A 13,668-nucleotide genomic window follows, 5' to 3' on the forward strand; every position below is an offset into this window, starting at 1 on the left:
CTGTAAATAATTAGATTAAAATATTTGCGACAGTAATACCTACTGCACAAGCAGTGACAACACCGACTAAACCTGGTGCCATAAAGCTGTGGTTGAAGTAGAATTTACCAATTTTAGTTGTGCCTGTTACGTCAAAGTTTACAGTTGCAATATCTGACGGATAATTCGGAATAAAGAAATAACCGTAGGTTGCAGGCATTAAACCGATTAATAATGGTGCCGGTAAGCCCATTGCGATACCAACAGGTAACATCATTTTTGCGGTAACCGCTTGGCTATTTACTACTACAGAAACGGCAAAGAGTGCAAAAGCAAATGTCCAAGGGTAAGCTCTTACCATTTCTGTTACGCCCTCTTTAAATGCTGGCATTGCATGAGTAAAGTAAGTATCACTCATCCAAGCAATACCAAAAATTGCAATAGTTGCCACCATACCTGATTTGAATACGATACCATTCGGTACTTTTTTCGGATCAGTTTTGGTTAAAATTAAGATTAAACCACCAAAGGTAAGCATCACGATTTGGATGATTTGGTCCATACCTGCTACTTTACCGTTGCTTGCAAGCGTTGGTTTAATTGATGGCACCATCGCAATGATAACAATAGTGGCAATGGCTGCTAAGAATAGATAAACAGAGTTTTTTGCACTTGCTGGAAGCTCTTCATTTAAAGAGGTTGCACTGGTTTCTTCAATTTGTTTGCGTAACTCAGGATCTTGCATACGACGTTGATATTCTGGGTCATTTTCTAGCTCTTTACCACGACGTAAGCTAAATAAAGACATCGCAATTACACCACAGAATGTTGCGGTAATAGTAACACCAACTACATTTAATAAAGTTACACCTTCAAAGCCAGGTAGTTTTACAATTTCTGTCAAATAGTAAGCGACCGCTGCTGAAAGCGGGCTACCTGTAATCCCCAGTTGTGAGGCAACAGATGCGGCAGCCATTGGACGCTCTGGGCGAATTTTGTTTTTTACGGCAATATCGCCGATAATTGGCATAATTGAATAAACAGAATGCCCAGTACCTAGCATTAACGTCATCGTATAGGTAACTAATGGGCCAAGAAAGGTAATGCGTTTTGGATTGCTACGTAAAATACGTTCTGCAATTTGTAGCATAAATTTTAAGCCACCTGCGGCTTCAAGAATTGAAGCACAAGTAACTACAGCTAAAATTACTAGCATCACACTAATTGGTGGAGCGGATAATGGCATACCTAAGAAGAACACTTCAACAAATAAGCCGATCCCTGACACAACCCCTAAGCCGATGCCACCGAAGCGACTCCCCGCATATAAAAATGCTAATAAAAGCAAAAATTCTGCATAAAGCATAATAACCTCAAATAAAAATTAAAAAATAATAACTAGGTGTAAGTTTACCTCTAGCTATTTTTTAATACTTTGAAATAAATCAAAAATAACTAACTCTAAAGAGTGAGTTTGAAAATAATATAAAATAATCCACTTTTAATAAAGAGATTATTTTGCACTAATGTAAATAAGCTTTGCTTGAAAGTAATCGATTGCGTTGATAGAATTCATTAGTAAATCGTTAGAGGTATCAATGCAGATATATGATTATGCTTTAGTGAATGTTTTCGCTGAAAGCCATTTTGGAGGAAATCCATTAGCAGTTTTTTATGAGGCTGATGGATTGAATAATGATGAAATGCAATTAATTGCTCGGCAATTTAACCTTTCTGAAGTGGTTTTTATTCAAGAATCAACAAGTAAACAAGCGGTCAAAAAATTAAAAATTTTTACACCTGATTATGAAATGCCTTTTGCTGGGCATCCAACCATTGGCGCAGCATTTGTACTACATTCCCAATTTAATTTCCCTTCTGAATATCTCTTACAAACGAATGCAGGCATAGCTGAGATTTATCATCAGCAAGATATAACGACTCTTGCTTTGAAAAATGGGGTAACTCTCCAAAATACTTCTATAAGCATTAATGAATGTGCGGAGATGTTAGGGCTAAAACCTGCTGATATTGCTTCTCAACCTTGCTTTGTAAATACTGGGGTTGAGCAACTATTAGTTGAGTTATCTTCCGAACAAGCGGTTAAAAATTGTAAAATAAATGCAAATTTACCGACTGAAAAAATATTCTTAAAAGATAGCTTATATGTTTGGCATAGGGTAGGAAATAAGATAAAAGCACGCTTGTTTTTTGAATCGCAGGGAGCGATCGTTGAAGACCCTGGTACAGGTTCGGCAGCTGCAAATTTAGGCGGTTGGCATATCGCTCATCAACAAACACCACTTAAGTTTACAATTTCACAAGGGACAGAAATTCAAAGACCAAATCAGTTATTTTTAGGTGTAGATGAGCAAAAAACTATTTTTGTTGGTGGCAAAGTCATTCAAGTAGGAAAAGGCGAATTTTATTTACCTTAAATGGTTTGAATTTTTATGCAAAAATATAGCATAATAAATCAGTTTTAATTTACAGGAGTAGCACAATGGCATTTAATTTAAAAAACAGACACTTATTAAGTTTAGTGAATCATACCGAGCGTGAGATTCGCTTTTTATTAGACTTAGCTCGTGATTTAAAACGTGCTAAATATGCAGGCACAGAGCAACAAACGCTAAAAGGCAAAAACATTGCCTTAATTTTTGAAAAAACCTCGACTCGTACTCGCTGTGCCTTTGAAGTTGCTGCGCACGATCAAGGTGCTCACGTTACTTATATCGATCCAACTTCTTCACAAATTGGGCATAAAGAATCAATGAAGGATACCGCTCGTGTGCTTGGCAGAATGTACGATGCTATTCAATATCGTGGGTTTAAACAATCGGTTGTACAAGAACTTGCGGATTATGCGGGGGTGCCGGTGTTTAACGGCTTAACCGATGAATTCCACCCAACTCAAATGTTAGCCGATGTTTTAACAATGATTGAAAATTGTGAAAAACCATTAAGCCAAATTAGCTATGTTTATATTGGCGATGCACGTAATAATATGGGTAACTCTCTGTTATTAATTGGTGCGAAATTAGGAATGGATGTACGTATTTGTGCTCCAAAAGCCTTATTACCTGAAGATTCATTAGTAGAAATGTGCCAAAAATTTGCAACAGAATCTGGTGCAAGAATTACGGTTACAGAAGATATTGATACTGCTATAAAAGGTGTTGATTTTGTGCATACGGATGTTTGGGTTTCAATGGGCGAACCATTAGACAGCTGGGGTGAGCGTATTGATTTATTAATGCCTTATCGTGTAACACCTGAATTAATGCAACGTACAGGTAATCCAAAAGTGAAATTTATGCACTGTTTGCCAGCATTCCATAATTGTGAAACGAAAGTCGGCAAAGAAATTGCAGAAAAATATCCTGCTTTAGTAAACGGAATTGAAGTAACAGAAGAAGTATTTGAATCTCCGGCAAATGTGGCTTTTGAGCAGGCTGAGAATCGAATGCACACGATTAAAGCTGTGATGGTGGCGAGTTTAGCGTAATAAGTATTTGTGCCTTATTCAAAAATGAAGTAATTGAATAAGGCACATTTTTGATTAGTTATTTGCTTGTGCTAGTTTTTTCTTTTCTAAGCGTAATACACCTAAATGAGTCATATAACAGCAGAAAATACAACCAACTACCGCAAAGAGTAAGAGGTAGAAACCTGCATCCCAACCAAAGCGTTCAGCAAGAATACCGAATAACGCAGTACCAGAGAAACTACCTAAAATATAGCTTAATAAGCCACGAAGCCCAGTTGCAGAACCTGCTGCAAATGAAGGAACTAGTTCAATGGTTTGAAGTGAAGATAAGAACATTGGCACATAAATTAAGCAACCGATAATACCTGCACCGATTGTAACAGTTAGAAGATCTTGTCCGCCCCAATATGCAAACATTGCTGCACCTACTCCCACCAATGTAATCATTGCAAGTGGCATACGGCGTCCTCTAAAGTATGTATCTGTTAGCCAGCCTGCTAATAGTGTTGAAGGAATTGCCGCCCATTCAAAAATTGCAAATGCAGCTGCCATTTGTCCTTTTGAGAACCCTTTAGTTTCTAGCAAGTAAAGTGGTAGCCAAGTTAATACACCAAAGCGGATCATATAAGTAAATACATCAATAAATGATACAAACCAAACATTAATATCTTTCATAATGTAGTCACGGAAAATTTCCCAAGTTGTTAAGTTAATATTTTCATTTTTAGTAACAACAAGTTCTTCTTTTTCATTTTTTAAGATTTGGCTTATTGGCGATAAACCTTCATTATATGTACGGCCTTTACCAAAGATATAAACAATAATGGCAACGACTACAGCAATAACAGTTGGCACAATAAAATGTGCAGCTTGCCAGTGTTCTTGCCCTAACCAAGCAATGCTTGCACCAGCAATAGGAGCGACTAAGCCACCGCCAACATTATGTGAAATATTAAAGGTTGCAGTTGTAATACCGCGAGATTTACGAGGGAACCAGTTAGCTAAAATAATATATGCAGGGCCTGCTCCCATACCTTGGAAAATACCATTAAGTAAGCATAAGAATAAGAAAGCCCAAAATGAAGCACTAAATCCCATCATTAGGTTTACGGCAGCCGACATTACCAACCCAAAAATCATAAAGTGTTTAGGGTTTGATTTATCGGCCAAAGCAGACATAAAGCCTTTACTTAAACCATAAACAACTAACATACTACCTGAAATAAATCCAATATCTTTTTTAGTAAAACCGAATTCACTAATTAATTCAGGAGAGGAAAGTAAAAAGTTGTTTCGCAAAATGTAATAGGCAACATAGCCTAGAAAAATACCAAAGAGAGCGTGCCATCTTAGGCGATTATAATGCTCTAATTGTTCCGAGTCTGGAACAATTTTTCCTTGTTTTGAAGCTAAGAAAGAAATCATAGTTAAAGCCCTTATTAGAAAAGATAAATAGTGATGTTTTATTTCTTATTTAAGAAATTAGTATGTATGGTAATATGTAGAAGGCAAAAGGCAAGATGTTGATTTTTAAGTTAAAATTGACTTTTTTAGTCTTTTTTATGTGTCATTATTGACTCAATATAAGGCTTTTTGTTTAGATGTGAAATGATCGTCTTAAAATTGGAATAAAATTAACTGATTTGTGAAATTTAGGTTGAGAAAAAATTTTTTAAATTCGTGATCTAAATCACAATAATGGGTATAAAAATGTATAAGAAAATACGATATATAGGCTCTTTACTTGCATTTTCTTTTTTTAATCTAGCTCAAGCAAAAGAACTTTTAATTGCAACATCGTTTTCTCCTGAAACGATGAATTATATTCAACAGGAATGGAAAGATATTTATCCAGACCAAAATATTCGCTTAATTAATCGTACCGTAAGCTCATTAGAACGTCTGCTTACCCAACCTAATATTGAGAATGTTGATTTAGTAATGAGTTCTTCGCCTTTTCTGTTTGAAAAGCTCCAGCAACAGCAATATTTGTTGCCATTATCGAAGAATTTACAACACAACGATAAATGGGTGCCTACTCAATTAAAGCAAACAACTACGGCTATCGCCTTTTCAGGTTATGGTATTTTTTATAATAAAAAACTGCTTAATGATCGTCATTTACCAATGCCAACGGATTGGGAAAGCTTATTTCATCCTCATTATTTTAATGGTGTATTAGTTAGTTCCCCATCTCGTTCAGGATCTAATCATATTATGTTAGAGATGTTGCTGCAGCAACGTGGATGGAAGCAAGGCTGGGAAGACTTTTTAACATTATCCAGCAATTTATCATTGATTTCTTCTCGGAGTTTCAATGTTGCAGACAAGGTAAAGGCAGGCTTAGCTGTTGCGGGTATTAGTATTGATACCTATGCTTTAAATCAGCCAGCACATTCAGATGTCGATTTTACGTATTTTCCCCATTCAATAGCTTCACCCACTTTTTTAGCGATTCATCGCAATAGTGAAAATACGCAGGAAGCTATAGCATTTATTGAGTTTTTATTATCGGAAAAAGGGCAACAGATGGTTGCAACACATAATTTTGCCAAATACCCTTTAACCTCCTTGAATCAGCAAGATCCATTATATAGCGAACAACAAAAATTATTAGAAGAACCATTATTAAATTACGATTTATTGCTTGCTCGTGAACATTTGGTCAAAAAGCTTTTTGATAGTGCTATTACTTTCCGATTAGCTCAGCTCAAAGAAGCTTGGGGAATATTAAAACATAAAGAGGAAGTACTAGGTAAGCAATTACCTAATTTACGAGCAGAGCTGACAGAAATGCCGATTACACCAGAACAAGCTAATGATAAAGTGTTTTTAGATATGTTTAAAACTAATCGTAGTTTTGCTTTAGCACAAGAAAGAAAATGGGCTGAGTTTTTTCAAACACAAATTAATAAAGTATTGATCGCTATTGAGGAGCATTAGGCTACATAGAATGAAAAAGACAGTCAGCATCACGCAAATACTTAAAAAAGCGTTTTCGATGAGTTTAATACTCTCTATGCTAATTGGAATTGTGAGTATTTATTCGTGGTATCAGCAAAATAAGCAAGTAAACTATATTTTAGATGACTACTTTCCTAAAACAAATTTAGCTTTAAAGCTAGAAGGACGAGTGAGCGACTTTTTAGACGAACTTGATCGTTTTGCGGCCTTAAAGAGTAATATTAATCGCCAGATAATGTTTAAACAGCTGAATAAACAATTAGATAAAATTGAAAAAGAAGCTTTGGTTTTATCTGATGATATTATTGATAAAAATATCATTTTAGACAACATCAGCGATTTAAAATCACTTATTTTGAAAATTAATGATAATTTAGATCAAGGGTTTTGGGTTGAACAGAAAAAACAAGAGTTAACTACCAAAATCCAATGGTTACACGATGATTTTAATAATGAAATTGTCGCACTTGGGCAAGAATTAAATTGGCAGCAGATTAATTTAGTCAAGCAACCGTCTTCAATATATTTGAAGGATAATAACCTATCGGATTTACAAAATGAGTTGCAGGCAATTTCTCAGCTAAAGAATATAGAAGATCAAATAAAAACCGAGATTTCTCAGTTTTTATATAGCTTAGATCAAAGTGATATTTTAGTGAAATACCAAACATTAAAGCGTTTAATTGCCGATCTTTATTATCAACCGAAGCATCACCAGAGTGCGAGCCTTGTTACCTTACAACAAATAGTCGATATGCTTGCGGATATTATCTCTCCTAATCAAGATTTAGGAATATTGGTTGCAAATATTTATCAATTTCAGCAATCCTCGCTTGAGATCAGCCATCAGCAAACCGCTATTTTGCAATCTACACGCAAAATTACCGAAAATATTCTTGCAAAAACAAATGAAAATCTGACCGCTTTAAATCAACAAATGAAAGTACAAACAGATATTAGCGGTTTAATTATTATTGCGACATTTGTCGTCTCTTTAGTGTTTATTTGGTGCTTTAATCATTTTTATGTACAAGGGCATCTAACGGCTCGTTTTAATAAACTGATTGAGTCAGTGAAATTGTTAAATAAAGGACAAGAACAATTACCTATTGAAGTATCTGGAAATGACGAAATTTCAGAAATTAATTACTTATTAACGCAACATACAAAAATTATTAAAGAACGCCGTGCAATAGAACAAAATTTACGAGATACCCAAAATGAACTTATTCAAACAGCAAAATTAGCCGTGGTAGGGCAGACAATGACAAGTCTTGCCCACGAAATTAATCAGCCATTGAATGCGATGTCAATTTATCTATTTAGTTTGAAAAAATTATTGAAGGCGAAAGATATAGCACAAGCCGAGTTATATACCGATAAGATCAGCAAATTATCTGAACGTATTGCACAGATTGTAAAAGGGCTTCGTCAATTTACTAAACGACATACGCAAAATGAATGTTTACAAATTATTAATCTCAATCAAGCAATTTATACCGCTTGGGAATTATTAGAATTACGTCATCAACCTATTAAAGCTCAATTAACAGTAAAAGGAGAGGGCCAAATAAAAGGAAATGAAATTTTACTAGAACAAGTATTTGTTAATTTATTTACTAATGCATTAGAAGCGTGTAAAACCCAACCACAAATCAAAGTAGAAATATGTTCAAATAACAATAAAACCTCTGTTTATATTGAAGATAACGGAGAGGGGTGGCAGCTTGAAAACTCAGATAAATTACTGCAGCCTTTTTATACAAATAAAGAAGTTGGATTAGGACTTGGTTTAACGATTTGCCAACGAATAATGCAACAATTTAATGGCAATCTTTATATTGCATCAAATTTGCAAAAAAGTGCAATGATTGTTTTAGAATTTCCTATATGGATAGAAAATTTAGTGAGAGAAGAGAATGAATAATAAAGTATTACTAATTGATGATGATCAAGACGTGCTGCAAGCCTATCAAGCATTATTAGAATTAGAAGGATATCAAACTATCTGTGTAAGCAACCCTTTATCGGCACTTACATATATTGAGGAAGATTGGCAAGGTATTGTTGTTAGTGATATTTATATGCCGCAAATGTCAGGTTGGGAACTTCTTGAGCAAATTCACCAAAAAGACAAACATTTGCCTGTTATATTAATTACTGGGCACGGCGATGTTCCAATGGCAATAGAGGCAATGAAAAAAGGGGCTTTTTACTTTATTGAAAAACCCGTAAAACCAGAGCAATTATTACAGCAAGTTGAGCAAGCCAGCCAGCAACGTCAAACACAACTTGCAACTAAATTATGGCAACAAACAGAGTTAGAAACGCATTTTATTGGCAATAGTCATTGGATTAAAACACAACGTAAGCGTTTACAGCAATTAGCGGAAACGAATTTACCCGTATTAATTTTTGGCGAAATTGGCACGGGAAGAACGCTTTCTGCGAATTACCTCTACGAATTAGCGAAACCTCGTTTTGATAGTAGATATTATTTAGAGTTATTAGATACAGAAGATAGTAAAAAGCTGCAAGAGCAGTTACCATCGCTCACTAACGCAGTCATTATTTTGAAAAATATTGAATATTTGAGCATCTTAGTACAAAAAGCCCTAGTACAATTTATTCAGCAACATTCGCAATGTCGTGTCATTGCTATTAGTCAGTATTCATCCCAACAACTTCTTTCGGAATATGGGTTACTGCCAGAGCTATTTTATTCATTTACATTAACACAACTGGAATGCATTCCGCTTTCCCATCGACCTGCGGATATTGAGCCTTTGTTTCGCCATTATTTATCGGTAATGTGTCAAAAATTACAAAAGAAAAAACCAGCAGTAACAGATAGTTTTATTAAACAATTATTATCACAACAATGGCTTGGTAATATTACACAGTTAATTCACACTGCTGAACTCTATGCGGTGGGTGTTACTGTTCAAAAAGAACATTTTAATTTTACTCAGCAAGAACAAGGTGAATTATCTCTTGATTTATTGATTGAGGAGTATGAAAAAAGCCTTATTATCGATGTATTAGAGCGGTTTCAAGGACGGATTAATGATGTTGCCGAGTATTTGAAAATTCCACGTAAAAAACTTTATTTGCGTATGAAAAAGTATGATTTAAATAAAGAATCCTTTAAAGATTAGTTTTACTGTATAAGAAGATAAAACGGATTATCTTTTTACAGATAATCCGTTTTTTTACTATTAACGTGTTATTTAAGCATTAAATAACGAGTACTAAAACTTTCTACTACATAGCCGGTGTTTTCGATAAACTCGAGTCTAATGCTACGCAGAGATAAAACAGCCTTATCACTTAAATCTAATTTGAGTAAATCAGCTTTTAATGTTTCCAATACTTCTTTTGGCTGACGTACAGTTATATCTAAGTTATGTTTTACAAAGATGTTTTTTACCATTTCATCCATATTAAATTGAATAGTCGGCTCAATACCTGAAAATGAAATAATAAACGTTAATGGCTCTTTTTCAATTTTTTCACAATCTTGATCAACCTCTTCGTATTTTACTGTGCGATCTGAGGTATTAAAATCATATTCTTGATGAGTTGGTTTTTGGCATTTACCTTTGCTAATTCTATTATAGTTATAGGGCAATAAACGATAAAAATGGGTGTTAATTACTAAGAATTCCTGTGCGTTCTCAAAATCATCTTTTCTTAAACGAATAGCATCAGAATTATAGGTTTCAAAATAATTGAGATCATAATCTCTTGCTTTTGAACTATAAATAAGGTCATAGCCAGATTCTACACCATATTTTTGCTTAAATTGTTCAGTAGCATATTCTCTATTAAGATAGCGAATCATTGAATGTAAACCTTCAAGTTCGTTATTGTTATTGTCTAATGATTTTTGATGTTCAATTATCGCTTGCGTGCTAATTTTATTATTTTCATCTAATAATTTATGTTGCACTAAATAATCGTCAAAGCGTTTAGTTTGATCTTCAAGGGCAATTTTTTGTGGGTCTAAAATGAAGACGGAAACTAAAATCATCACAATTGAAAGTGCAGAGAATAGACGATATTGAGCAAATCGTTTAGTAATCAGTAACACATAGCAAATGGTTAATGTGGTTGCCCCAATAACTAAATAAATACGGGCCTCCGTTAAACCATAGCTACTTAAACGGATATAAATGGCATACCAAATTAGGGCAAGTGGTAATAGGGCTAAATAAGCAAAATAGCGGTAGAAAAGTTGCCATTTTGCATTTTTCAGCAATAATTGAACCGCTTGTATTGCTAATCCAATACTTAAATAAGGGAACGCAACATTAGCCACAACACCATTTGGCATCTCTCCTTGTACTGCAATGAAAATCACATAGGCATAAATAATAGCCGTATAAATCATTAAAGCTGGCGATAAAATCCAATTCAGTAACATTTCACCAATACGGTTTAAATATTTAGAGTCATTGGTTGCATGCTTTTGTTCAAGGGTTAAGAAAAATACCGGAAATGCCCAAAAAGTTGAAAAAATGCCGAATCTTTCAAAAATAGTGAAGTTATCGTATTTATCTAAATTAAATAGGGCAATAATCGCAAAAGTAATGCAACTTAATGCGGCAAACACAATGCTAGCCAATGCTCCAGCAAATACAAGATTGACTAATTTATTGGTGAGTTCATCGATAAAGTTATGGTTATCTTTGTACCAATATTGGCTAAGTAAACATAGAAAAGTACAAAATAGCACAGCCCAATAGCGAGAATCCATCATTAGATCTAAGCCAATCTTATTAAAAAATAGGGCGACTAGAATCGGAATAGGGGTGAGAAGCCAATATGCCTTGGTTTTACGTAATAAATAAAGTAAAACAAAACAAAGCGGAGAGAGTGCAATTAAATTACCATAGTCTTGAAAGGTTTCGTAATGAGCTACATTGCTTGCTAAAACAATAGTGATGTAGGTAACAAACAGAATTTCAAGCGGATGCTTAATAATAGTATTTTTAATCATTAAGCCTAAGTGTTGTAGTTTGCTTAACATAAGAAATCCTCAAACGAATTAATTTTTGTTAGTATAGCGGAACCCTTACTTAAAAGTAAAGAGTTTTACTTTTCACTTTTGATGTTTTTTGATTGTTTAACGAACAATAAAAGGGTATAAAAAAGCCTATAATATTATAGGCTTTTTAAAAAATAGACGTTATAACCAACCCTTACGCTTAAAGTAGATATAAGGGGTTGCGGCTGCCACAATCATTAGGCAAAGTGCCATTGGGTAGCCATATTTAAAGCTAAGCTCAGGCATAAATTCAAAGTTCATACCATAAGTGGAAGCAACTAGCGTTGCAGGTAGGAACATTACTGAAACCAAAGAGAAGAACTTCATAATACGGTTCTGTTCAATATTGATATAACCCATTGCAGCCTGCATTAAGAAATTCACTTTTTGGAAAAGTGATTCATTATGAGGTTGAAGTGATTCAATATCTCGCATAATATCTCGAGCTTGCTCTAACTGGTTATTAGGCAGCCTTGTTTTACGTAATAAGAAGCTTAATGCTCGCTGGGTATCCATCAAACATAAGCGAACTTTGGAGCTTACATCTTCAAATTCTGTTAATTGGGAAAGTGCATCATCAAAGTTATCTTTTTCTTTCTTTCCATCTAAAATGACACGGCTTAATTTTTCTAAATTGGCATAAATTTCTTCAATTACATCGGCTAATTGCTCAATTTTAGTTTCAAATAAGTCGAGTAATAGTTCATACGCATTGCTATCCACCAGTTTTTCACGACGTGAACGCATACGGTATAAACGAAATGCAGGTAAATCACGATCACGAAATGTAAACAATCGCCCATCACGAATAGTAAAGGCGACTGTTGAAATATCGGCATAATTATCGTCATCTAAGCAATAGAAAAAAGAGTGCAGATGTAAACCGTCCTCGTCTTCAAAAAAACGAGCAGAGGCTTCTAAATCTTCTAATTCACGTTCTTCTGCTAATGTTTGATCTAATCGATTTTCTAACACACTACGTTCAGCATCTGAGGGATCGATTAAATCAATCCAAATAGCATCATTAAGTAGATTGGTGTTAGTTTCATCCACACTAACTAAACGTGCGTTATCTAATGCGAAAGCACGGATCATTGTAAACTCCAAGTGGTTAGGAGGTCGTAACAAAAAGGAACAAAAGATACTAGGCGAGCAATACCGACCTTGTCGGTAACTGATGAGGTTAGACAAGATAGGTTAAAAAACGATTAAGTATCGACTATGACTGTCCAAATGTGTAATCCTCAATAAAAAATAGTGTGCGAATGGTACAGAATTTGGCTTTTTTAGTCAAGAAAGCGGTTGTTTACTTGATAAAATTTGCAAAATATTAAGGAAAAACGACCGCTTTTTTGCTATGGTTACACCTAAATTTTCAGTAAAGAGATATTGATATGAGCGATGTGCAAGAATTCGAAAAAAAAGAACCAGTAGAACAAGCATCTGAAACCACGCATTTTGGTTTTAAAACCGTTGCTAAAGAAGAAAAACAACAGCTTGTTGCGAACGTGTTTCATTCGGTGGCTGGTAAATATGACTTAATGAACGATTTGCTTTCTTTTGGTATTCACCGTGTTTGGAAACGTTTTACCATTGATTGCAGCGGCGTGCGAAAAGGGCAAAAAGTGCTTGATTTAGCTGGCGGAACAGGCGATTTTACGGCAAAATTCTCTCGCATTGTCGGCGAAACCGGTGAAGTGATTCTTGCCGATATTAACAGTTCTATGCTGGAAGTCGGGCGAGAAAAACTGCGTAATTTAGGTGTGGTTGGAAACGTCAGCTATGTGCAAGCAAATGCCGAATGCCTACCTTTTGCAGATAATACCTTCGACTGTATTGTGATTAGTTTTGGTCTACGAAATGTAACAGATAAAGATAAAGCGTTACGCTCAATGTATCGAGTGCTAAAACCGGGCGGTCGTTTACTTGTATTAGAGTTCTCTAAACCGATTATCGACCCAATTAGTCAGCTTTATAATTTCTACTCATTTAATATTTTGCCGAAAGTGGGCGAAGTAGTGGTTAATGATGCTGAAAGTTACCGCTATTTGGCGGAGTCTATCCGTATGCACCCAAAACAAGATGAACTTAAATCAATAATGGAACAAGCCGGTTTTGAAAGCGTGAATTACTACAATCTTAGTGCAGGGATTGTGGCACTACATCGTGGATATAAATTCTAAGA

10 protein-coding genes are annotated in these 13,668 nt (G+C 34.9%); 6 read left to right on the forward strand and 4 right to left on the reverse strand.

The window, feature by feature from the left end:
• Nucleotides 1-10: 10 nt before the first annotated feature.
• Complete coding sequence (locus tag PTQ27_RS02630) at nt 11-1,345, reverse strand: anaerobic C4-dicarboxylate transporter (protein ID WP_273749605.1); 1,335 nt, start codon at nt 1,343-1,345, stop codon at nt 11-13.
• Nucleotides 1,346-1,577: 232 nt separating this feature from the next.
• Between PTQ27_RS02630 and PTQ27_RS02635 the strand changes: the two genes are divergently transcribed.
• Together PTQ27_RS02635 and PTQ27_RS02640 are read left to right on the forward strand one after the other, a co-directional pair.
• Entirely contained in the window at nt 1,578-2,417 is an 840-nt protein-coding gene (locus PTQ27_RS02635) for a PhzF family phenazine biosynthesis protein (RefSeq protein WP_273749604.1), read from the forward strand.
• Nucleotides 2,418-2,482: 65 nt separating this feature from the next.
• Nucleotides 2,483-3,487 carry an ornithine carbamoyltransferase gene (locus PTQ27_RS02640; RefSeq protein WP_273749603.1) on the forward strand — a complete coding sequence of 335 codons (1,005 nt, stop codon included), beginning with the start codon at nt 2,483-2,485 and terminating at the stop codon, nt 3,485-3,487.
• Nucleotides 3,488-3,541: 54 nt separating this feature from the next.
• Here PTQ27_RS02640 and PTQ27_RS02645 read toward each other — a convergent pair whose 3' ends face one another.
• The gene (locus PTQ27_RS02645; RefSeq protein WP_273749602.1) at nt 3,542-4,894 is read right to left on the reverse strand and encodes an MFS transporter; all 1,353 of its coding nucleotides are present in this window, start codon (nt 4,892-4,894) and stop codon (nt 3,542-3,544) included.
• A gap of 285 nt (nt 4,895-5,179) precedes the next feature.
• Between PTQ27_RS02645 and PTQ27_RS02650 the strand changes: the two genes are divergently transcribed.
• The 3 genes from PTQ27_RS02650 to PTQ27_RS02660 are packed head-to-tail and all read left to right on the forward strand — an operon-like array spanning nt 5,180 to nt 9,591.
• Nucleotides 5,180-6,412: an ABC transporter substrate-binding protein gene (locus PTQ27_RS02650; RefSeq protein WP_273749601.1), complete on the forward strand. Its 1,233-nt coding sequence runs from the start codon at nt 5,180-5,182 to the stop codon at nt 6,410-6,412.
• Nucleotides 6,413-6,422: 10 nt separating this feature from the next.
• The gene (locus PTQ27_RS02655) at nt 6,423-8,360 is read left to right on the forward strand and encodes an ATP-binding protein (RefSeq protein ID WP_273749600.1); all 1,938 of its coding nucleotides are present in this window, start codon (nt 6,423-6,425) and stop codon (nt 8,358-8,360) included.
• Nucleotides 8,353-9,591, forward strand: a complete 1,239-nt coding sequence (locus PTQ27_RS02660; RefSeq protein WP_273749599.1) for a sigma-54-dependent transcriptional regulator — start codon at nt 8,353-8,355, stop codon at nt 9,589-9,591. The genes PTQ27_RS02655 and PTQ27_RS02660 overlap by 8 nt, the downstream gene beginning before the upstream one ends.
• 68 nt (nt 9,592-9,659) lie before the next feature.
• Here the strand turns inward: PTQ27_RS02660 and PTQ27_RS02665 are convergent, their stop codons facing one another.
• A complete protein-coding gene (locus tag PTQ27_RS02665) occupies nt 9,660-11,465 on the reverse strand; it encodes a DUF4153 domain-containing protein (RefSeq protein WP_273749598.1) in 1,806 nt (601 codons plus the stop codon).
• A gap of 159 nt (nt 11,466-11,624) precedes the next feature.
• Nucleotides 11,625-12,578, reverse strand: coding sequence for a magnesium/cobalt transporter CorA (gene corA / locus PTQ27_RS02670; RefSeq protein ID WP_273749597.1), 954 nt, complete (start codon nt 12,576-12,578; stop codon nt 11,625-11,627).
• Between the two features lie 299 nt (nt 12,579-12,877).
• On the opposite strand from corA, the gene ubiE reads away from it, so the two are divergent.
• Complete coding sequence (gene ubiE / locus PTQ27_RS02675; RefSeq protein WP_273749596.1) at nt 12,878-13,666, forward strand: bifunctional demethylmenaquinone methyltransferase/2-methoxy-6-polyprenyl-1,4-benzoquinol methylase UbiE; 789 nt, start codon at nt 12,878-12,880, stop codon at nt 13,664-13,666.
• The last annotated feature ends 2 nt before the right edge of the window (nt 13,667-13,668 follow it).

It is taken from the genome of Mannheimia cairinae, from assembly GCF_028649535.1.
Taxonomy (GTDB): domain Bacteria; phylum Pseudomonadota; class Gammaproteobacteria; order Enterobacterales; family Pasteurellaceae; genus Mannheimia; species Mannheimia cairinae.

What these genes read in the sequence shown, in the direction of transcription:
- PTQ27_RS02630 (WP_273749605.1), bottom strand. Translation starts at nt 1,345, where the DNA reads ATGCTTTATGCAGAATTTTTGCTTTTATTAGCATTTTTATATGCGGGG.
- PTQ27_RS02635 (WP_273749604.1), top strand. Translation starts at nt 1,578, where the DNA reads ATGCAGATATATGATTATGCTTTAGTGAATGTTTTCGCTGAAAGCCAT.
- PTQ27_RS02640 (WP_273749603.1), top strand. Translation starts at nt 2,483, where the DNA reads ATGGCATTTAATTTAAAAAACAGACACTTATTAAGTTTAGTGAATCAT.
- PTQ27_RS02645 (WP_273749602.1), bottom strand. Translation starts at nt 4,894, where the DNA reads ATGATTTCTTTCTTAGCTTCAAAACAAGGAAAAATTGTTCCAGACTCG.
- PTQ27_RS02650 (WP_273749601.1), top strand. Translation starts at nt 5,180, where the DNA reads ATGTATAAGAAAATACGATATATAGGCTCTTTACTTGCATTTTCTTTT.
- PTQ27_RS02655 (WP_273749600.1), top strand. Translation starts at nt 6,423, where the DNA reads ATGAAAAAGACAGTCAGCATCACGCAAATACTTAAAAAAGCGTTTTCG.
- PTQ27_RS02660 (WP_273749599.1), top strand. Translation starts at nt 8,353, where the DNA reads ATGAATAATAAAGTATTACTAATTGATGATGATCAAGACGTGCTGCAA.
- PTQ27_RS02665 (WP_273749598.1), bottom strand. Translation starts at nt 11,465, where the DNA reads ATGTTAAGCAAACTACAACACTTAGGCTTAATGATTAAAAATACTATT.
- corA (WP_273749597.1), bottom strand. Translation starts at nt 12,578, where the DNA reads ATGATCCGTGCTTTCGCATTAGATAACGCACGTTTAGTTAGTGTGGAT.
- ubiE (WP_273749596.1), top strand. Translation starts at nt 12,878, where the DNA reads ATGAGCGATGTGCAAGAATTCGAAAAAAAAGAACCAGTAGAACAAGCA.